This window comes from Synergistetes bacterium HGW-Synergistetes-1 (genome assembly GCA_002839185.1).
Taxonomy (GTDB): Bacteria; Synergistota; Synergistia; order Synergistales; family Synergistaceae; genus Caenicola.
Genome location: PGXO01000002.1, coordinates 52750 through 73754, shown reverse-complemented (window position 1 = coordinate 73754; position 21005 = coordinate 52750). Strand labels below are relative to the sequence as shown.

The following is a 21005-nucleotide window of genomic DNA, read 5'->3' as shown; positions in this document are numbered from 1 at the left end:
GACTGACCGGTAAAAAAATGCAAATATAACTATGCTTATTTAGAGGAGGGCTTCTCCTGAATATCATTGATGCCCATGTGCACATTTATCCGCCGGAAATAGAACGTGAAAGAGAAAAGATATCGGAAAAAGAACTATGGTTCGCAGGAATGATAAATTCAAAAGTGCACAAATGGGGCACTGCTGAATCCCTTATAAGCCACATGGACCTGTATGGAATAGAATCGTCCCTCGTTACGGGGTTCGCTTTTCGCGACCAGGGTCTTTGCAGGATCATGAACGATTACGTCCTTGATTCAGCGAAAAGATACAGGGGCAGGATAATTCCTCTGGCAGTTGTCTCTCCCTGTGCAAAAGGCGCCATGGAAGAGATCCTGCGCTGCGCGGAACTTGGAGCCGTAGGGATTGGGGAGCTTTTCCCTGATGGGCAGGGCATGGATATATCCGATCCCGGGCAGACATGGCGCATGGTCGGAACCTGCATGGAAACCGCGATGTTTATACTTTTCCACACAGCTGAACAGGTCGGTCACCAATATACAGGCAAGGGTCACACAGGGCCCGAGGATGCCGCAGCTTTCTGCATGAACCACCCCCAGATCAAGGTAGTATTCGCCCATTTTGGCGGAGGGCTCTGGGCATATGAGTCGATGCCTGAAATGAAACTTGCCCTCTCTAACGCCTATTACGATACTGCCGCATGGCCATGGCTCTACAGCCACAAGGTAATCGAAGGGATATTCGCTGCCGGGGCAGGATCAAAGGTCCTTTTCGGATCAGACTGGCCAATTCTCCAATATCCACGATACGAAAATCTTCTCTCCCTCACGGGGCTATCTCAGGGACAAAAAGAAATACTGCTCTGTCACAACGTCCGTGACTTTCTGTCATCAGCAGATCATGACCAGGACATATAAAAGGAAACCCCTGGCAGGTGGACCGCCAGGAGTTTCCTTTTATATGGTTTGTAAATAGCGGGGTTTTCCCCGGTTTCCTTATGCAGACAGGGAGAGCAGGGAGCGATAGTTTGGGTAAGCCATGTTGTCCGACGATATGTAAATCTCGACGGAATCAGAAATCTTCCTGATATCTGTCATCAGGGGAACAGCCTCTTCCACCAATGCGTCCGCATGCTTCCTGAGGCTGAGTTTTGCCATTCTTTCCTTCATCTCGACAAGTTCTTTTGTCTTTTCCATAAGGTTCAGTTTCGCCTGGGCAAGTCTGGCAATATGTCTCTTCCATGCGTCAAGACCTTCTACATCACACCCCTCGGCAGATGAGAAGGATGCTTTCTCCAGGATGATCTGCTTAGATAGGGCAGGCAGTATGCCTTCCCATATCATGTCTCGAAGCACCGACATTTCGATCTCTACGTTCTTTACGAAGGATTCCATCCGTATTACATAGAAGGATTCCATCTCTTTTTTCTTGAATATCCCCAGTTCTTCAAGCATATCAAGGGTCTTAGGTTCAACGAAAAGGTCTATTCCTTCGGGTATCGTCCCGGCTTTGACTATGCCCCTTCGTTCCGCCTCTGCATGCCATTCATCTGAATAGGCATCTCCCTCGAACCGGATCTTCCTGTTCATCTTCGAAACTTCTCTAATTGTGCAGAGGGCTGCATCTATTGCATCTTCACCCTTGTTTATACGATCTTCGAAGATATTGATGAATTTTTCCAAACCTGCTGCCCATACAGAGAGTATTGCGGTGACCGGGACAGCCATTGCCTGCGAAGCACCCGGAGCACGGAATTCAAACTTGTTTCCGGTAAAGGCGATCGGACTTGTCCTGTTCCTGTCGCTGTCAAAAGCTATAATTTCGGGAAGCTTTGAAAGTCCGATATCCATTGTGTTCTTTGCAGGCATGTCTCCGTCACAATTGCCATCTTCTATCTCTCTTATTATCCTGTCTATCGCCTGTCCCAGATAAACGCTGATGATGCTTGGCGGCGCTTCGTGACCACCAAGCCTGTACATGTTCCCGGGAGTCGATACAGATGCGTGGAGCAGTCCTGAGTAGTCGGCCACACCCATAACGAATGAAGAGAGGAAGGAGAGGAATATCACGTTCTTCCTGTGGTTTGAGGATGGCTTAAGAAGGTTCCTGCCTTCGCTGTCCTGGAGTGAAAAGTTTATGTGCTTGCCGCTTCCGTTCATATCCATAAAGGGCTTTTCGTGGAATAAAAGACGCAGTTGGTGCTGATGGGCCATTTTCCTCATCGTTTCCATTATCAGCTGGTTTTGGTCGCAGGAGAGATTCGCCTCTGTAAAGTTGGGCGCGAATTCAAACTGGCAGCGCGCAACTTCATTGTGCCTCGTGGCAAGATCGACACCCAGCCTTGCAAGGTCTCTCTGGACGTCTTCCATGTAGGCAAGTACTCTGGTGGGGATGGAGCCGAAGTAATGGTCTTCCATCTTCTGATCCCTTGGCGGCGGAGAGCCAAGGAGAGTCCTGCCGCAGAAGCGGATATCGGTCCTCTGCTGAGCACGCGGCCTGTCAAGAAGGAAAAATTCCTGTTCTCCTCCAACCGTTGCCCTCACATACCTGACACCTCTGTTGCCAAAAAGCTTCAACATCTTTAGGGCGCGGCTCTCCACAGCTTCCATAGACCTCAAAAGATATGTCTTAAGATCGAGAGGGGAACCGTCATATGCCAGAAATACCGAAGGAATGCATAGGGTGCCTCCCTTGGGGCTTTTTATAATAAACGCGGGGCTTGTTGGATCCCATGCGCTGTATCCCCTTGCTTCAAAAGTGCTCCTTGTTCCTCCTGAGGGAAAGGAAGACGCGTCGGGTTCGCTCTGCATAAGATCCTCCCCTCTGAAGGTCTCAAGAGGAAATCCGTTGTCATCTGCAGTCACAAATGCAGTGTGCTTCTCAGCCGTCAGCTCGGTCAGCGGATGGAACCAATGTGCCCAGTGGCTTGCCCCCTTGCTGACTGCCCAGTCCTTCATCGCAAGGGCAACAGTATCTGCTATGCCTGAATCCATCTTCTGCCGTCCTTCGATCGCACCTATCAGGTTTTCATATACATCCCTCGGAAGGCGCTGCTTCATTGCTTTTGGATCAAAGACAAGTGACCCGTAAATTTCTCTCATTTTTGGAAATTCTTTAATTTCCTGCATCCAACATCCCCCCAAGGGTAAAATAAAAATATCACTGTTGGTTTATATCACTTTATAAGCACTATGACAAGCGTATTTTTTTGCTTAGCTCTATAGATTATCAGTCAAAAACTGTAAATTTGTTATTTTATGCAATAGACAATAGTTTTTACAAAAAAATGTCCGCACTCATCGTGAAACAATAGATGGTCTTTTCCGTGAAAAAAGTGTATAAAAGACTAGCGTGCAAATAAAAAATACAAACCGATCAAAATGTTAGATTCCCAGACATCACAGCATAATTTCCGGTTAAGAAGCAACTGATTTTTCTAAAGGGAGTGTGGCTAATGAAACGATCAGGCTGTATTTTTCTCTTGTTTTTGTTTATTTTTTCTCTTCTTTGCCCCTTTTCTCCTTTGCATGCGGCTGAAAACGAGGAGACTTCTGAATGGACTTTTTCCGCAACTCCCTACGTCTGGTTTTCCGGCCTCAACGGTACGGTGGGAGTAAGGGGGCACAAGGGCCGCATAAGCTTGAGCTTCTCCGAGATCCTTTCGGACATGAAAACCACCGGGATGGTGGCCTTACAGGGACGCAAGGGAAACCAGTATTTCTTTTTCGACGGCATGTATCTTGATCTCTCGGACACCGAGCAGGTTTCCGCCGCTATGTTCACTGACATCGGCGTTAAGATGACCCGCCTTCAGGCCGCGTGGGGTTTGCGCGTAAAGGAATGGGAGTCGTCCTCTCTTGACGTTTTTGCAGGTTTGAGATATTGGAATATCAACAGCGATCTTACTTTCAGAACCGTGTCGGTCCCCTTAAGGCACTACAGCGAAACCGAATCCTGGCTGGACCCGATCGTTGGCTTCCGCTTCACGAAAGATCTCTCTCCAAATCTGGCATTTGTTGCAATGGCCAACGGGGGCGGTTTCGGTCTCGGATCGGATTTTACCTGGGAAGGAATGGTAGATCTGTCGTGGAGGCTTTCTGACAGGACATCCTTAGAAGTCGGATACCGTTATCTTTATGTCGATTATGAAAATGACGGCTTTGTGATGGACACTTATAATGACGGATTTTTCATAGGCTTCACTTGGAAATTTTGAGGTAATGCTGCGTCCATTTTCTTCCGCCCCGCCGCATTCTATTTTTGCTAATATTGCTTTGAAGATTTTTATAAAAAACATTATGACGGGACAATCCAAAATCATCGGAGGTGTTTTGCGAATGAAATTGATAACGGCTCTTGCATGCGGACTTCTTACCTTTTCATGTGTCATAGCTCCCAAAGCCGAAGCGTGTTCCCGTGTGGTGTACCATGGCCCAGAGAATACGATCCTTACTGGAAGGACCATGGACTGGAAGGACATGGACATGAAGACTAAACTGTGGATCTTCCCCAAGGGTATAGAACGGGACGGAAGATTTAACGACGCGCCTTTCAAGTGGAGATCCAAGTACGGCAGCGTGATCGTCTCTGTCTACGATGCCGCAACTTCGGAGGGAATGAATGAGAAGGGACTGGTCGCCAATATACTTTGGTTGGCCGAATCCGAATATCCCGATCCGTCATCCGGAAAACCTCTTATGAGCCTTTCCGCATGGCCCCAGTATGTACTTGACAGCTTCGCTACAGTTGAAGAGGCGGTCAAGATCCTGGCCAGGGAAGAATTCACCGTCATCACCGGGGAAATGCCCGGACGCGGCGGACTGGCGGACTGTCATCTGGCACTTTCAGACCCAACCGGCGACAGCGCCATCTTAGAATACGTCGGGGGCAAACTTCTTATACATCACGGCAGGGAATATGTCGTTATGACGAACTCTCCCCTCTATGATCAACAGCTCGCGCTGAACTCCTACTGGAAAGAGATCGGCGGACTGTCTATGCTGCCGGGGACCAATCGCTCAGCCGACCGTTTCGTCCGTGCCTCTTTCTATCTGGACGCTATTCCTAAGACGGCGAACATACAAATGGCCGTGGCAGGCACTTTCAGCGTGATAAGGAATACATCCGTCCCCCTGGGCATCACCACACCTGATCATCCAAACATCTCTTCTACCCTGTGGCGCACCGTCTCTGACCAGAAGAACCGTGTATTCTACTTCGAGTCGGCCCTGGAGCCCAGCTTATTCTGGGTGGACATGAAGAAGGTGAACTTCTCGAAGGGAGCCCCGGTCAAGGTGCTTGTTACACAAAATGGACGTTTTTTTGCCGGGGATGCGTCAGCGTACTTCGAGCCGGCGAAGCCGTTCGAATTCCTCGGGGAGGACCAGCTCTAAAACTAAAACTGAGATAAAACAGACTCTGCCGGAAGGACCCCCTTTTGTGTTTTTGTAACTCTCCGTTACAATTTTACAAAACAGGGCCTTCCTTTTTTTGCAATCTCATTACAACGATTTTCACCTGCAAGACAGCTGAAATAGCTGATATTATAAAAGAAAGAAAGAGGAGGACAAAATGAAAGAAATAAGATCAAAGATCACAGTAATAAAGGGCGACATAACAAAGGAAGAGACCGATGCCTTAGTTAACGCGGCAAACAGCACCCTCCTCGGAGGAGGGGGCGTAGACGGCGCGATCCACAGGGCTGCCGGTCCCGAACTTCTCGCTGAATGCTCGGGACTTGGGGGCTGCCCGCCGGGAGAGGCCAAGACCACTGCTGCATACAGACTTCCTGCAAAATTTGTCATACACACAGTCGGACCCGTCTGGAGGGGCGGGAACTCGAATGAAGAAAAAATTTTAGCAAATGCTTACAGGAACAGCCTTAAAGAGGCTCTCCGCGTCGGGGCAAAAACAGTTGCATTCCCCGCGATCTCCACCGGCGTCTACCGCTTTCCTCCGGACCTTGCCGCCGATATTGCTGTCATGACCATCATTTCGTTCCTCAGGGAGCATGATGCGATCGAAGAGGTCAGGCTGGTATGCTTTTCAGACGGATCGGCGGAGCACCACAGGAAGGCCCTGGATAAACATTTATCCTGATAATTTCTGCCTAAACCAATATTTACTATATAATATCCGGTGTTCGCTGATAATTCGGGAGGTAACATAAACTGATCGAGATAAAAGATCTCCAGGTAAATTTTAAAGAGAATATAGTCCTTGACAGGATAAGCTGGTTTATAACCCCCAAGAGCAGGATAGGGCTTGTCGGTGACAACGGAGCAGGAAAAACTACCCTGCTCCGTGTCATCGCCGGTGAGACGGAATATGACGGGGGCAGCCTGACCATACCCAGGGACCATAGGGTCGGCTATCTTCCGCAGGACCTGGTGGAGATAGACGAAATGCCGCTCCTTGACTACCTCAAAAGGCGCGCAGGACTTGAGGATCTTGCCGCTAGGCTCTCTGAAACAGAGCATATCATGGCCTCCCTTGATGAAAACTCACAGGAACTGCGGTCGATGCTTGCCGTTCATGAACGCCTGCAGAGAGAGTTCGAGGCAAATGGAGGATTCGGCTTTGATGTTGAGGCAAAACAGGTCCTGAAGGGACTGGGATTCCGCCCCGAAGAGGATGCGGTACGCATGACCTCAGAGTTTTCCGGAGGTTGGAAGATGCGCGTGGCTCTTGCCGCTCTGCTTCTCTCCCGGCCTGATATTCTCCTGCTCGACGAGCCCACCAACCACCTTGACACAGAGAGCATGGAGTGGCTGGAAAACTGGCTGAAAGATTTCAGGGGTACTATCATTGCAGTATCCCACGACCGGAGGTTTCTCGATAAAATGGTCACATCCGTCGCGGAGCTTACGGGGGGCAGGATCAACCTTTATTCCTGCGGCTACGAAAAGTTCCTTAAGGAACGTGAAGAACGTCGGGAGAGGCTTGAAGCAGAATGGGAACAGCAGAAGGAAAAGATCGAAAATATCCAGCGCTTCGTTGAGAGGTTCAGGTATAAAGCGACCAAAGCCACACAGGTGCAAAGCAGGATAAGGCAGCTCGAGAAGATGGAGATAACAGAACTCGAGGGACCCTCAAAAAGCGTTCACTTTAAGTTCCCTGATTCTCCAAGAAGCGGTTACGAGGTCTTGTCTTGCAAAAACCTGACAAAAAAATACGGCAGGAAGACTGTTTTTGAGGACCTTGAACTAACTGTCCAAAGGGGAGAAAGGCTGGCTCTGGTCGGCATAAACGGAGCAGGGAAATCAACCCTCCTCAGACTGATGAACCTGTCGGAAGGGCCAACAAGCGGGGCCGTCACATACGGACTGAACGTAAAAAAAGCATATTTTTCACAGGAAAGCGCTCAGAACCTTGATTACAGCAATACTATATGGCAGGAAATAAATAATACAGGCTCAAAGATGCTGGAGGGGGCAAAGCGCAATCTTCTGGGAGCATTCCTTTTTTCCGGAGACGATATACACAAGCCAATATCTGTCCTGTCGGGAGGAGAAAAATCGAGGGTAGGCCTGCTGAAGATGCTCCTCTCAGAATCAAACCTCCTGATCCTTGACGAACCTACCAATCACCTTGACTATGCCACAAAGGAACTATTTCAGAAAGCGCTCCTTGAGTACGGCGGTACGATAATCATCGTCTCCCACGACCGCGCGTTCCTGGATGACCTCGTGGAAAGAGTTATAGAGATCAGGGACGGCCGTCTGTACGACTATCCGGGCAACTATTCCTGGTTCATAGAGAAAAGAACGATGCAAACAACCGCTGAGAGTGAAAACGACGAAAACGAAAAAACCGATCAGTCTCAGGCAGAGAGATCAAAAGAACAAAAAAGGATCGAAGCGGAAGAACGCAACAGGATCTACCGCGAGAGAAAAGCCATTAAAGACAGACTATCACCAATTGAGAAAATGATAGAAAAAGATGAAAAGCGTAAAGAGGAGATATCCGGGCTTCTGTGCGAACCTGAGGTCCTCGATGATTCGACTAAAGTGCAGTTACTTATGATAGAACTGAAAGATACTGAGAAGCGCCTTGAAGAGAACTACCCACTCTGGGAGGAGCTTGCGGCAAAAATAGAATCGATAAAATAGCTGGCAAAAGACGGGAGGCTGCAATTAATGCTTTATGACAGCATAGAAAACTTCATCAGGTACGCTCCGAAAATGATTCCGGAGTCAAATTTCCTCATACCCTTTCTTGAAGCTGTCGGATCAAGGTCGTTTGAAGAGATAAAGAATATGGAGCCCGGTGCTCTGGACCTCCGGTTCGGTGAGTATGAGACCCGGGGTGCAGAGGAAGTTCCCTTTGAATCACACCGGACATTCTGGGATCTGCAGATAGTAATGGATGGTGAAGAGCTGGTGGGGTATTCCCCGCTTGGAGCTCTCAGGGAGACAGCCGAATACGACCCAGTAAGTGATATTACCTTCTACTCCGGCAGCGGCCAGATGTTCAGGCTGGAAAAAGGCATGATGATGCTTCTCTCCCCCTTTGACGGACACCAGCCCGGAGTGAGTTCAGGCAAAACTCCCTCCCGGATACGCAAGATCGTTGTTAAACTTCCCTGGTAAATAAGTAATGGGAACTCTGCTGCGGTTCCCGTTACCTTTCTTCTTGTTTAAGTTATCGGTGTTAATACTTTTCCTCAGTTCGGAGGCAGACTGACCAGTAAGTATCGCCCTGGCTATTTCCCTGCCAGTCCAAGCTGCAGGACGGCAAGGGCAGCACCCGGCTTAACATCAAGGCCGCATGAAATTGCGGCTCGTTCTATAGCGGCAATTCCCGATACAAGCATGTGCTTGTCAAGATTTCCCATGTGTCCCATCCTAAACCCTTTTCCTGCATATTCTCCGAGGCATCCTGCCAGTAGCGCTCCCTCATCTGCACAGGCGGCACGGAAAGAGGCGTCGTCCACCGGCATTTTTTCTGGATAGAGGAAGATAGAAAGGGTCGGGGAGCGATATCCATTTTCGGCAAGAGGCCTGAATCCTATAGCGGCCATGGCTTCAACTACAAGGCCGGCATGATCCCTGTGACGACGGTATCTCTCCTCAAGTCCCTCTTCCAGCATGATCCTTACAGATTCTTTGAGAGCTGCGATGTTGTTGACCGCAGGAGTGCCCCAATATTTCTTGGTATCTGTCATAACAGGTATCCAGCGTGCGTAATCTATGTATGATTCCCTGATGGATCCCATCTCTTCGCGTTTTTTCAGCGCCCTCTGTCCGGCCCAGACTATCGCCATTCCGGGGACAGAGCAAAATGCCTTCTGAGTGCAGGTGAAATAAACATCTATACCCCAGGCCATGTCAGCTTCAACACCGCCGCCGGCAGCCACTCCGTCAACAACAAAAAGGACCTCGGGGTGTTTTTCTTTCATCATTTTCGCCATTTCCTCAAGAGGAAGCTCGACGCCCGTTGATGTTTCAACGTGGGTAACAACTGCGACAGTATAGCCTCCTTTTGAGAGTTCGCTGTCAACTTCCTCCGTTGTTACCGATTTTCCCCACTTCGCCTCCATGGGCGTAATGTCCAGGCCCCTGTTTTTACAGATTGAGATGTAACGGTCTCCGAAATGTCCGTTTGAACAGACCAGCACCTTGTCCTTCTCACCAGCAATATTTGCTATCGCCATTTCCATTCCCATGGTCCCTGAACCTGCCACAAGGAAGGCTATCCCGTCGCAGTTCATGATCGATCTCAGTTCAGCAAGAAGGCACTGGAATTCGGCGATGAAATCCGGATCTGTGTGTGCCTTGACTTCGCTTCCAAGTTTCTGGAGCACGCTTGGCGAGACAGGTACGGGGCCCGGTATCATAACAAGTTTTTTTGTGGGAATCATCATTTGACCTCCAGTCATATTTCAGCTTTCTTTGAAACTCATTAAATATCAAACATATTATATGATATGGATCTATTTTCTGCCTTCAAATACCGCTCCGCAGATAAAAAAGATACACACTCTTTTCTTTCTGCTAGAATACTTCTGCTGTGAGAAAAGCAGGGGAGACATCAGGAAAATGAAATCCAAAAGTGAAGAATTTAAGGGCGGGCTTTATGTCGTAGCGGCAGGAATGTGCTGGGGCATGACAGGAACTGTACAGGCACTTGCGCCTGAAAATGCCACACCCCTGACGATAGGTTCAGCTAGGGTCTTCGGGGCGGGGCTTCTCTTATTGATATGGACTTTTTTTTGTCGCAAAAAGATCATTAGCGGGGAAAAATGGAACTGGACAGGCATTCTTATTGCCGCTTTAGGTCTGACTGCATACCAGTTTGCCTTCTTCTCTGCAGTGAGGCTCACCGGAGTCGCGATCGGCACCATGGTGGCGATAGGATCAGCTCCTGTCCTCGCCGGGATACTGGGCAGGTTTTTTTTCAAAGAATGCCTTTCACCCAGATGGTTCATCTCGACCCTGCTTGCCATAACAGGATGTTTTCTGCTAGTGGCAGCCGGCAACAGCAATTTCAGCTCTGTCAGCATCCCCGGGGCAATTCTTGCCTTCGGAGCCGCGCTCTCTTATGCGATGGAAGGAGCAGGACTGAGGATAATTGGAAAGAGGGATCCTGTTGAAACGGTCTCCCTGATCTCCATGCTAAGCGCTGTCATGGCGCTGCCTTGGCTGATAACCGGCGATATTTCATGGATCTTTGAACTCAGAGGCATGATCTGCGTTATCATCCTCTCGGTCTTTACAACGATACTTCCATTTTCTCTTTTTACAAAGGGTATAGAGAAGATAACCCTCGGGAAGGCATACACCCTCTCCCTCTCGGAACCTATGACCGCCTGGCTGCTCTCTGCCTTGCTGCTTGGTGAACGACTCTCTCTGATTGGATCGCTGGGGGTATTGATCCTTTTCAGCGGAATAATTACTCTCGCATGCGATAATAGTAAATAAATTAATCTTCTTTTTTAATGTTTTTTACCCAAATTATATTTTATTATAATATATATTGTAAGCATTATCTTCTTTTAGTTTAAATATTTCTGATATGTATGAAAATCGCTTGACTTATATTGCCTCTCGGTTATTATAATCCGTGCGCAAAGAGTACCTGTTTGGGTGAATATTCAGAACCTTTTCACTCTTACAGTCCCCGACACGCAAGGAGGTAATCATGCGAAAGATATGGAAAATGCGGAAGATCTTTATTCCGCAGGCAGTCGCGTTGCTGTTTGTATTAACAACAGTGGTCCTTTCTCCCAATACGGGACTATGCAGCGTGCCAGCCAATAAAACATTAAGCAACACCTCTGCTGAAGGAGCCATCATCACGACCACATATGAAACAAAAAACGATGAGGGCAAGCTTGTAGTAAAAACTACATCTTCAGTAAAAAAGAGAGAGATCGCACTTCCACGCGCCGCCTCAGGCGAAGATACCAATACCAGCAGATTTCTTAAAGGACTTGACGTTTCAGTTGTGAACGCGTTGGGTAAGATGGGTCTTGCTCCCGAGCATATTGACAAATGGATAGGCAACCATCCAGATTCAACCTTGAAAGAGCTAAACAAAATGCCTGCCAACAAACAACGTAAGGTAGCAAATATTGCGACCTTCATCAGATCCATCAACACAAAAATATCTCCTCAGATAGCATGGAGAGAGGCTTCTGCTCTTGTTTTCTACAGCGCTAAATACAACGTTCCGACAGACCTGTCTGTAAGCATAGCAAAGACAGAGAGCCTCTTCAACCCTAGCGCGATGAGCAACAAGGGTGCTCTGGGGGTAATGCAGGTAATGTGGAAGGTCCACCACGGAATGCTTAGTGCAAGAGGCGTAGCTACGACAAAAGATCATATGTTTGATCCTGAGCGCGGTGTAGAGGCAGGAGTACTTTTGCTTTCCCGCTACATAAGCGCATACGGGACAGTCCAGAAAGCTCTCAACAGATATTACGGGGGTATTTCCGTTTCGTACCTCAAAAAGGTCAACAACAACATGGCTCAGCTGAAACGCCATTCGGAGAAAACGGGGTTCTGATCTATAACAATAACTACTTTAAGCGCAGAGAAAAGCCCTATCCAAATGGATACGGGCTTTTCTCTGCCTAAACTTCAAAAGAACCGACGACCGCAGTGTGGTCTGACGGGCGTTCCATTGCCCTGAGAGATCTTTCGACCCATACCTTCCTGCTTGCTTCTGCCATAACTTCAGTACCGACTATATGGTCTATCCTCCAGCCGATATTTCTTGAAAGCGCATCCTTTATCCTGTAATCCCAGAAGGAATACTCTCCATCTCCCGGCAGGTGTTTTCTAAAAATATCAACTAACCCCCAGGACATGACCCCGGCAAATGCATCTTTTACATCACTGTGGAAGCATACATGGTTCGTCTTATTTTTCGGATTGGCGACATCGAGTTCTGTAGGTGCAACGTTAAGGTCGCCAAGCCATAAAAGTTTATCTTTGGGAGTGAAGTTTCTTTCGAACAGATCCCGCACCCTATGAAAGAACTTCAGTTTATACAGGTAATCGGGATTGTCTATCTCTTTGCCCTGAGGAATGTAGGTGTTCAGGATGTTCAGGTTCCCGAATCTTGCCAGTATCACGCGGGCATTCTCCGATTCCTCCCTCTCCGGGTCAACAGCCCCGTCGTTAAGTCCGAATGAAGCCTCGTCAGGTTCGATCTTCGAGATGACAGCGACACCGTTATAAGATTTCATTCCTTTATAGAGGCAATGGTAGCCCAGTCCCTTAAAAAAATCCCGGGGGAATTCCTCATCGCGGCATTTGGTCTCCTGAAGGCATAAGATATCAGGGGCTCCTCCTGAAGTGAGAAAGTGTTCAAGTACCGAGATCCTGCTTTTGACAGAATTTACGTTGAAAGTGCCAATATTGATCAGAGACATTCTATTCCCTCCCTGTAAATGTTTATTACATAATAATGTATTAAGTATACACTCAACTAATAATAGAGAAAGATCGAAATATATCAAAAATATATCACAAAATATATCAGAAATATTGCATTAATTGGGTATGCCTGTTAAAATATCTCACATGATAAAAATTGCGGCTTCTCACTTTGTTTCTGTATACTGCTGTTGTATGGAGGGCTTCGGAGGTTGATCCGCGCTGCCCGGTTGGCTGTTGCGGTCATAGACTTAACAGCAGGTATTTAAAAATTTGATTAGGAAACATAAGACCTGCTCCGGCAGGTCTTTTTTATTAGAAAAAACATAGGACAAATCGATTTGAAAAGGGTGATATGAATGTCAGCTTGGGAATATATCAAAAGTGATTTTGAGGCTGCGATGCGTAACGATCCTGCGATACCCAAAGGTATAAGGGGAGTACTTGAGGTCGTCCTCTGTACCCCTGGGTTCCTTGCGATCACATTCCACCGTGCCTTCCACTTCATGCATTCAACTATGCACATCCCGGTACTGCCCCGTTTCCTCTCGCTGATAGTAAGATGGTGGACAGGGATCGAGATCCACCCGGGAGCAAAGATCGGCAAGGGTTTCTTTATTGACCATGGAGCAGGAGTGGTTATCGGAGAGACAGCAGAGGTCGGCAACAACGTTACCCTCTATCAGGGAGTTACACTGGGCGGGACAGGCAACGAGAAAGGTGCGAAGAGGCATCCGACCATCGAATCAAACGTTTTCGTCGGCAGCGGAGCAAAAATACTGGGACCGATAACGGTCGGGGCAAATTCCAGGATAGGAGCCAACAGCGCCGTGCTTAAAGATGTCCCTAAAAACGCCACAGTTACCGGAATGAGGGCAAGAATAATAAAGATCGACGGCAAAAGAGTAAGCGAGTGCGCGGCATGCATGAACCCGGAAGAACTCTGGGCAAAGCTCTTAAGGATGGAGGAAGAGATGGCCATGCTTAAAAAAGAGATAAAGCACCTTAAGGGAGAAAAAGATGAGCCTGTGATCCCTTCTCATGTAGAGGTCGAGGTTCTTCATAAAAGAAAAGAATGATTTCTCGAGCCAACTTAAACTGGTCTGTTATTCAGTTTCTTCCGCAGTCCCGGATCCTTTCTCAGGTCCCGGGACTCTTCTTTGGGAAAGATAGACCCCAAGCAGTATGAGCAGTCCGCCAGCTGCGGCAAAGATGGTGATCCTCTCGTGAAGGACAACAGCAGCGGAGAGCATAGCTATCGGAGGAGTAAGGTATATCAGGTTGTTTGCCCTTACTGCACCAAGTTCCCATATGACTTTGTTCCAGAGAAGAAAGCATAGTGCAGAAGCAAATACCCCGAGAAAGATAAGGTTCCCAAAAACTTCCTTCTCCATAAGTACTCCTGGATCCCATTCAAAGAGCGGGGTAAAAAGAAGCGGGATAAGAGACAAAAGCGAATAAAAAAAGGTTTTCCTTGTTATCACGACTGCTGAATAGACAGCCCTGTTCAGGTCCCTGATAATTATCGAGTAGAAGGCAAAAGAGAGCGCAGCAATTATCGCCAGTATGTCACCTACAGGGTTAAGTTTAAGGACAAAATGACCGTTGAATACTATAAGGAAGACTCCTGCCAGTCCGAAGACACACCCGTATATAAAGTTGACCGAAATTCTTTCATTTTTAGTCATAAAATGTGAGACCAGGCCGGTCAGCATCGGAGCAGTCGCGACAAGCAGAGAGACATTTGATGCTGTGCTGAACGAGAGGGCAAAATTTTCACAGAGAAAATAGAGGGTAACGCCCAGAAAACCTGCGAGGGCAAATTTTGCCTCGTCACGTGAGTTAAGCGGCCAAATGATCTTAGGGCTTGCAGCAAAGAAAAGAAGATAGGCTATCACATATCGGTAAAAAAGGATCTCCGTAGGTGACAGATGATCAAGAAGAATTTTTGTTGAGACAAAGGTTACGCTCCATATAAAGATAGCAAGCAATGCCAGAGAATAACTGAGTATTATGTTTTTGCGCATTGGCAGGTAGTCTCTTTTCCCTTAATATTCCTGTCCCGCGCTGTTTTTCAAGGCGGCCAGACTGACAGGTGATATTGTATACTGTTTTTTATCCGGTGTCTTGATATTTTGCATTTTTGGGGTCAAATTGTTAGAATCAACAGGGCATGTGATACATATAAATCGGGGGCAAAGAGATGGACGATAAAAATTACCCACTGGTAAGAATGAAGAACATCGATAAAATCTTCTATGGCTCATACGCAAACAGAAATGTTGATTTTGAGCTTTTCAGGGGTGAGGTCCACAGTATTCTGGGCGAAAACGGAGCAGGCAAAACTACTCTCATGAACTGCCTCGCAGGAATATATCTGCCTGATGCAGGAACTATAGAAATTGAAGGAAAATCGGTAATACTTTCCAACCCGCGCCTGGCGATAGAGAATGGAATAGGCATGGTCCACCAGCACTTTATGCTCGTTCCCGTATTTACTGTCTGGGAAAACATGGTTCTTGGTCTCAAAGATGAGCCTCTCAACCTGAATAAAAACAAGATAATCGAAAAAATCCGCGGCCTCTCAGAAAAATACGGCCTCAAGGTCGACCCGGAAGCAAAGATATGGCAGCTTTCTATAGGAGAGCAGCAAAGAGTGGAAATACTAAAAATGCTCTACAGGGGGACAAAAGTTCTTATTCTTGACGAACCTACCTCCGTCCTCACCCCTCAGGAGACGAGGGAGCTTTTCCGAACAGTTAAAAACATGATCAGCAACGGACATGGCATAGTCCTTATCTCACATAAGATAGAAGAGATCATGGAAATATCCGACAGGCTCACGATCCTCAGGAAGGGGGTAAAGGTCGGAACCGTGCCTGCAAAAGGGATCTCCAAGGAGGAGATCGCTGAAATGATGGTCGGGCATCAGCTTGAAGGAATAGTCATTTCGGAGGACAGGCCCAAACCGGGAGAGACCTTTCTTGAATGCAGGGGCGTCTGCGTTAAAAATGACCGCAATATCCAGGCCCTGACAGATCTCACGCTTTCACTGCGGTCCGGAGAAATACTGGGGATAGCCGGCGTTGACGGCAACGGTCAGGAAGAACTCTGCGAGGTGCTTGCCGGACTCCGTGCCCCTGAGAACGGAGTGATCGTGATAGGAGGAAAAGACATTACAGGATCCTGCACAAGAGACTTTATCAATTCGGGCGTGAGCTACATCCCCGCAGACAGGAAGGGCGTAGGCCTTATTCCCAACATGAACGTTGAGGAGAACATGCCCCTTAAAAATTACTGGGAGCCTCCGGTAGAGACAAAGAAATACTTTATGGACTGGGAATACATTGCAAAATTTGCTGTAGAGAGAGTAAAAAAGTATGATGTACTTGCCCCTTCAATGCGTGCGCCTGTAAGGATCCTGTCAGGAGGCAATCTGCAGAAACTGATGCTGTCCAGAGAAATTTCCGATGGAACAAAGGTCATCATAGCCATGCAGCCAACATGGGGGCTTGACGTCGGAGCAGCTGAATTTGTGCATCAGCGCCTCATGGAGGCAAGGGACAACGGAGTGGCCATACTGCTTATATCCAAAGATCTGCAGGAACTGATGTCTATCTCAGACAGGCTGGCTGTTATCTACAGCGGTTCAATAGTAGGCGTGATAGAGGATCCGCGAAGCACCGATGCAGAGACTCTCGGGCTTATGATGGCAGGAGTAAGGCCGCAGACCTAAAAAATGACAAGTGCCGGCTTTTCAATGAAAGATACTCCGAAAAATCTTTTCTCTGGTGTGCTGCAATAAACAGAATATTCAGCTGTGATACCGGTATTTTTATGAACCGGACATTTTTACAGCTGCACCTTTTATTTTTTCATTTAAATGATAGAATCTAACCTGCGCCACTTATCGGTGCTTTTTATGCTTTGATATAGAAGTTTTCGCTTTATAGGACAAGAGGAGGAAATCTATATGAAACTTCCGTCATTCTGGGGAGGAATACACCCGCCCCAGAAGAAAGATCAGACTGTCAACAAAAAAATTGAGAAGTACCTGCCCAAAGGAGATCTTGTCTTTCCAATGGCACAGAGCCTCGGAGCACCATGTCAGCCAGTGGTGAAAAAGGGAGACAGGGTACTTGTGGGACAGAAACTGGGTGACAGCGAAGCGTTCGTTTCAGCACCCGTCCTCTCAAGCGTTTCGGGAACGGTGAAGGATATCGCGCTGAGACTTACATCAGCAGGGATCTATGAAAACTGTGTCATAATCGAAAACGACAACTGCTATGAAAAAGACCCATTCTGGGCGCCTCTCGAAAATTACGCCACCGCAGACCCCAGGGAGTATCTTAAAAGGATAAGAGAAGCAGGCATAGTCGGTTTTGGGGGCGCGACCTTCCCTACAGCGGTAAAACTTTCCCCGCCGCCGGACAAGAAGATCAAATGGCTGATAATAAACGGCGTCGAATGTGAACCATACATAAACTGTGATAACCGACTCATGCTGGAAGAACCGGAAAAGATCGTTGAAGGCCTTAAGCTTCTATTGAGGCTCTTCCCCGAGGCAGAGGGAATCATAGGCATAGAGAACAACAAGCCTGAGGCGATAAAGACAATGGAGTCCGAAATCGCTAAACAGGGACCAGGAAATATCTCCGTTGCAGCTTTGGCAGTAAAGTATCCCCAGGGAGCAGAAAAAATGCTCATCGAAGCCGTGACAAAACAGGAGTACATCATGACCGCTCTTCCTGCCGACGTAGGATGCATAATCCTTAACGTACGCACAGTGCATCAGATAAGGGAGGCAATTGTTGCCGGAGATCCTGCGTTGACAAGAATAATCACAGTGACAGGCGAAGCTGTGGCAGAACCTAAAAACATCCATGTGCCGCTCGGGACTTCGATGCGGGAATTGATCGACTTCTGTGGAGGTTTCAGGGAACAGCCGGTCAAGGTTATCTCAGGCGGTCCCATGATGGGAGTCTCCCTCCGTTCAATAGATATCCCGGTAGTTAAAAGCACTTCGGGGATCCTTGCCCTGACAGCTTCAAACTCTCATCTTGCCCCTGAATCAGCCTGCATAAGATGCGGACGCTGCTTTGAGGGATGCCCCATGGGCCTTATGCCCAGCGTCCTGAACCCGCTTGTCCTGATGAGAGACTATAAGGCTTTCGAGGAGACCGGCGGGATGAACTGCATCGAATGCGGGGCATGTTCCTATAGCTGCCCGGCAAACAGACATCTCACCCAGTCGTTCAGGGACGGCAAATCAACTATCATGGCAATGCGCAGAAAGGCGGCGGTCAAGTAATGGAAAGACTGCTTGCAGTATCAAGTTCACCTCATATTCATGCGCCCCAAGACACCAGGGTGATAATGGCGTGGGTCCTTGCCGCCCTCGCTCCTGCGGGTCTGGCAGGCATATATTTCTTTGGGCTCAGGGCCGCCGCAGTAATGGCCGTCTGTGTAGCAAGCTGCAAAATATCCGAGTATGTCTGGCAGAAGCTGGCAAAACAGAACGTCACGGTAGGAGATCTTTCTGCCGCTGTCACAGGCCTTCTCCTGGCCTATAACCTCCCGCCCTCTATCCCTTTCTGGATGGCGGCAGTGGGAAGCGTCTTCGCAATAATCATCGTAAAACAATTCTTCGGAGGCATCGGCTGCAATATCGTCAACCCTGCCCTCGCGGGAAGGGCCTTCATGGTATCAAGCTGGCCCGTTTCAATGACATCGTGGACCCTTGATGGTGTTTCCGGCGCAACACCTCTTGCCATGATAAAAGAGGGCTCGATAGAGAACCTGCCGGGGATATACGATGTATTTATCGGCAACATAGGAGGCTGCATCGGAGAAACTTCTGCCGCAGCCCTTCTGATAGGTTTCGCCATACTGCTTTATAAAGGCATCATCAGCTGGCACATACCGGTGGTCTATATCGGGACGGTAGCTGCTTTGACTGCGGTGCTCGGAAGACCGGCAGGACCGATGTATGAAGTAATAGCAGGGGGTCTTTTCCTGGGAGCCATCTTCATGGCTACGGACTACACAACTTCCCCTATGACGAAAAAAGGACAGGTGATTTTCGCTCTGGGGTGCGGACTTCTTACCTCACTCATCAGGGTCTTCGGAGGATACCCTGAGGGTGTTTCTTACTCAATACTGATAATGAACCTGACTGTTCCGCTGATAGACAAATTTGCACGACCCCGTATATTTGGGGAGGTGAAGAAGCATGGCTAAGATATTGAGACTCGGCGCTGTGCTCTTTATCATCACAGCTGTGACAGGACTTATACTTGGCGGAGTCTATACTATGACACTCGAACCGATCCGCTCAGCAAAAGAAAAAGAAAAAATGGCGGCATTGGCAGAAACTCTTCCGGAAGCCTCTGATTTTGAGGGAATGGACAGCCCGCTGGATCACAGTATCATTAAGGAAGTAAACAAAGGATCAGCGAACGGAGAGACTGTGGGATACAACATAACGGTGACTCCGAAAGGATACGGCGGCCTCATAGAGATGGTGGTCGGGATCGACGACGAGGGCAAACTGATCGACATCAAGATACTAAGCCATACAGAGACCCCGGGACTTGGCGCAAAGGCTGCCGATCCTGCTTTCTCTGATCAGTTCGAACAAAAGAACGTAGACAGGGTAGTAATAACAAAGACAACACCGGCTGAGGAAAACGAGATCCAGGCCATATCAGGAGCCACCATAACTTCAAGCGCAGTGGCTAATGGTGTCAATACAGCGCTTGAATACTGGGCAAAAAACCTGAAAGGGGAGGGGAATAAGTGATGATGAGTCCTCTCAGACTGCTTAAAAACGGAATACTTACAGAGAACCCGACCTTTGTACTTGTGCTCGGTCTATGCCCGACCCTGGCGGTCACCACGAGCGCTTCAAACGGTTTCGGGATGGGGCTTGCTGCTATGGCAGTGCTTATGGGCTCCAATGTCATGATATCCATGATAAGGAAATTCATACCCGACGAAATTCGCATCCCGGCTTTCATCGTAGTCATTGCGGGATTCGTGACCATAATCCAGCTCCTGATATCAGCATACGCTCCTGCTCTCGATAAATCACTGGGCATATTTATCCCTCTGATCGTCGTAAACTGCATAATACTTGCCAGGGCTGAGGCATTTGCTTTCAAAAACGGGGTGATCGACTCTCTTTTCGACGGGATCGGCATGGGGCTTGGATTTACATTCGCCCTCACATTCATCGGAGGGATAAGGGAACTTCTGGGAAACGGCTCTATTTTCAATTTCTCGGTGATACCCTCATTTTACCAACCTGCCCTACTTGTCATACTGGCTCCCGGCGGATTCATCACACTGGGAATTCTTATAGCCCTTTTCAGGAAGATCCAGCTCAGGAAAGAGGAAGAGTCCACAGGCTTCAAACCTGACTTTGACGGCTGGAAAAAACTTGATTCCTGTGAGGGCTGCGGACTAAAGAAATACTGCGGGGGCGGCGGATTAAGCCTGCCCTGTACGAAAGAAGAAAAGGAGGGTGACGCATAATGTCTCTGCTTGCGCTCTTCTTCGGAGCCATTTTTGTAAACAACATTCTTCTGGCACGCTTCCTCGGCTGTTGCCCATTTTTAGGTGTATCAAACAAATTGGAAACAGCAAGGGGAATGGGCCTTGCCGTAATATTCGTTATTGTGCTCGCATCGACTATGACCTGGTCGGCATACACTTTTATCCTTGTACCATTGGGCCTAGAATACCTTTACACTCTATCGTTCATCCTAATAATAGCTGCCCTTGTACAGTTTGTTGAGATAGTGCTCAAAAAAGTCCAGCCGGGGCTCTACAAATCGCTTGGCATATTTCTCCCGCTGATCACAACCAACTGCGCCGTTCTCGGTGTAGCGGTCATTAATATGAACGAGAAATATAGCTTCATAGAATCGATCGTTCACGCCGCAGGAGCATCTGTCGGATTCCTTCTGGCGATATTACTCATGGCGGGCATAAGGGAAAGAATTGAGATAAGCCAGAATATGCCGAAGTGTCTAAGAGGGCTGCCTATTGCGCTTGTTACCGCGGGACTCATGTCCATCGCTTTCATGGGCTTCAGCGGGCTTATCAAATAGGGGGAAA

The 21005-nt window shown here is 48.1% G+C and carries 19 protein-coding genes; 15 read left to right on the top strand and 4 right to left on the bottom strand.

What is annotated here, in order from left to right; translation table 11 throughout:
- The first annotated feature begins 56 nt into the window (after positions 1 to 56).
- The gene (locus CVV54_02290; GenBank protein ID PKL05118.1) at positions 57 to 917 is read left to right on the top strand and encodes a metal-dependent hydrolase; all 861 of its coding nucleotides are present in this window, start codon (positions 57 to 59) and stop codon (positions 915 to 917) included.
- 78 nt (positions 918 to 995) lie between these two features.
- Here the strand turns inward: CVV54_02290 and CVV54_02285 are convergent, their stop codons facing one another.
- Positions 996 to 3128 carry a glutamine synthetase type III gene (locus tag CVV54_02285; protein PKL05117.1) on the bottom strand — a complete coding sequence of 711 codons (2133 nt, stop codon included), beginning with the start codon at positions 3126 to 3128 and terminating at the stop codon, positions 996 to 998.
- Between the two features lie 326 nt (positions 3129 to 3454).
- On the opposite strand from CVV54_02285, the gene CVV54_02280 reads away from it, so the two are divergent.
- The 5 genes from CVV54_02280 (at position 3455) to CVV54_02260 (ending at position 8591) form a co-directional block, all read left to right on the top strand.
- Positions 3455 to 4216, top strand: a complete 762-nt coding sequence (locus tag CVV54_02280; protein ID PKL05116.1) for a hypothetical protein — start codon at positions 3455 to 3457, stop codon at positions 4214 to 4216.
- 121 nt (positions 4217 to 4337) lie between these two features.
- A complete protein-coding gene (locus tag CVV54_02275) occupies positions 4338 to 5393 on the top strand; it encodes a choloylglycine hydrolase (GenBank protein ID PKL05115.1) in 1056 nt (351 codons plus the stop codon).
- Between the two features lie 178 nt (positions 5394 to 5571).
- Positions 5572 to 6099 (top strand): O-acetyl-ADP-ribose deacetylase, encoded by a 528-nt coding sequence (locus CVV54_02270; protein ID PKL05114.1) that lies wholly within the window; start codon positions 5572 to 5574, stop codon positions 6097 to 6099.
- 71 nt (positions 6100 to 6170) lie between these two features.
- The gene (locus CVV54_02265; GenBank protein ID PKL05113.1) at positions 6171 to 8111 is read left to right on the top strand and encodes an ABC transporter ATP-binding protein; all 1941 of its coding nucleotides are present in this window, start codon (positions 6171 to 6173) and stop codon (positions 8109 to 8111) included.
- A gap of 27 nt (positions 8112 to 8138) precedes the next feature.
- Complete coding sequence (locus CVV54_02260) at positions 8139 to 8591, top strand: hypothetical protein (GenBank protein PKL05112.1); 453 nt, start codon at positions 8139 to 8141, stop codon at positions 8589 to 8591.
- 113 nt (positions 8592 to 8704) lie between these two features.
- On the opposite strand, the gene CVV54_02255 is transcribed toward CVV54_02260, so the two are convergent.
- Positions 8705 to 9862, bottom strand: coding sequence for an aminotransferase (locus tag CVV54_02255; protein ID PKL05111.1), 1158 nt, complete (start codon positions 9860 to 9862; stop codon positions 8705 to 8707).
- Between the two features lie 31 nt (positions 9863 to 9893).
- Here CVV54_02255 and CVV54_02250 point away from each other — a divergent pair, with 31 nt between their 5' ends.
- Together CVV54_02250 and CVV54_02245 are read left to right on the top strand one after the other, a co-directional pair.
- On the top strand, positions 9894 to 10922 hold the full coding sequence (locus CVV54_02250) for an EamA family transporter (protein ID PKL05110.1): 1029 nt from the start codon (positions 9894 to 9896) through the stop codon (positions 10920 to 10922).
- A gap of 619 nt (positions 10923 to 11541) precedes the next feature.
- Positions 11542 to 12009 carry a hypothetical protein gene (locus CVV54_02245; GenBank protein PKL05218.1) on the top strand — a complete coding sequence of 156 codons (468 nt, stop codon included), beginning with the start codon at positions 11542 to 11544 and terminating at the stop codon, positions 12007 to 12009.
- A gap of 67 nt (positions 12010 to 12076) precedes the next feature.
- Here CVV54_02245 and xth read toward each other — a convergent pair whose 3' ends face one another.
- Entirely contained in the window at positions 12077 to 12880 is an 804-nt protein-coding gene (xth, locus tag CVV54_02240) for an exodeoxyribonuclease III (GenBank protein PKL05109.1), read from the bottom strand.
- Between the two features lie 363 nt (positions 12881 to 13243).
- Here xth and CVV54_02235 point away from each other — a divergent pair, with 363 nt between their 5' ends.
- Complete coding sequence (locus CVV54_02235) at positions 13244 to 13963, top strand: serine acetyltransferase (GenBank protein PKL05108.1); 720 nt, start codon at positions 13244 to 13246, stop codon at positions 13961 to 13963.
- Between the two features lie 27 nt (positions 13964 to 13990).
- On the opposite strand, the gene CVV54_02230 is transcribed toward CVV54_02235, so the two are convergent.
- On the bottom strand, positions 13991 to 14911 hold the full coding sequence (locus tag CVV54_02230) for an EamA family transporter (GenBank protein PKL05107.1): 921 nt from the start codon (positions 14909 to 14911) through the stop codon (positions 13991 to 13993).
- Positions 14912 to 15087: 176 nt separating this feature from the next.
- Between CVV54_02230 and CVV54_02225 the strand changes: the two genes are divergently transcribed.
- The 6 genes from CVV54_02225 (at position 15088) to CVV54_02200 (ending at position 20998) form a co-directional block, all read left to right on the top strand.
- The gene (locus CVV54_02225) at positions 15088 to 16620 is read left to right on the top strand and encodes a heme ABC transporter ATP-binding protein (GenBank protein ID PKL05106.1); all 1533 of its coding nucleotides are present in this window, start codon (positions 15088 to 15090) and stop codon (positions 16618 to 16620) included.
- Positions 16621 to 16857: 237 nt separating this feature from the next.
- Positions 16858 to 18195, top strand: coding sequence for an electron transport complex subunit RsxC (locus CVV54_02220; protein ID PKL05105.1), 1338 nt, complete (start codon positions 16858 to 16860; stop codon positions 18193 to 18195).
- Positions 18195 to 19124 (top strand): Na+-transporting NADH:ubiquinone oxidoreductase subunit D, encoded by a 930-nt coding sequence (locus CVV54_02215; protein PKL05104.1) that lies wholly within the window; start codon positions 18195 to 18197, stop codon positions 19122 to 19124. The genes CVV54_02220 and CVV54_02215 overlap by 1 nt, the downstream gene beginning before the upstream one ends.
- Entirely contained in the window at positions 19117 to 19686 is a 570-nt protein-coding gene (locus CVV54_02210) for an electron transporter RnfG (protein PKL05103.1), read from the top strand. The genes CVV54_02215 and CVV54_02210 overlap by 8 nt, the downstream gene beginning before the upstream one ends.
- Positions 19686 to 20420, top strand: coding sequence for an electron transport complex subunit RsxE (locus tag CVV54_02205; protein PKL05102.1), 735 nt, complete (start codon positions 19686 to 19688; stop codon positions 20418 to 20420). Before CVV54_02210 ends, CVV54_02205 begins: the two co-directional genes overlap by 1 nt.
- On the top strand, positions 20420 to 20998 hold the full coding sequence (locus tag CVV54_02200; protein ID PKL05101.1) for an electron transport complex subunit RsxA: 579 nt from the start codon (positions 20420 to 20422) through the stop codon (positions 20996 to 20998). The genes CVV54_02205 and CVV54_02200 overlap by 1 nt, the downstream gene beginning before the upstream one ends.
- The last annotated feature ends 7 nt before the right edge of the window (positions 20999 to 21005 follow it).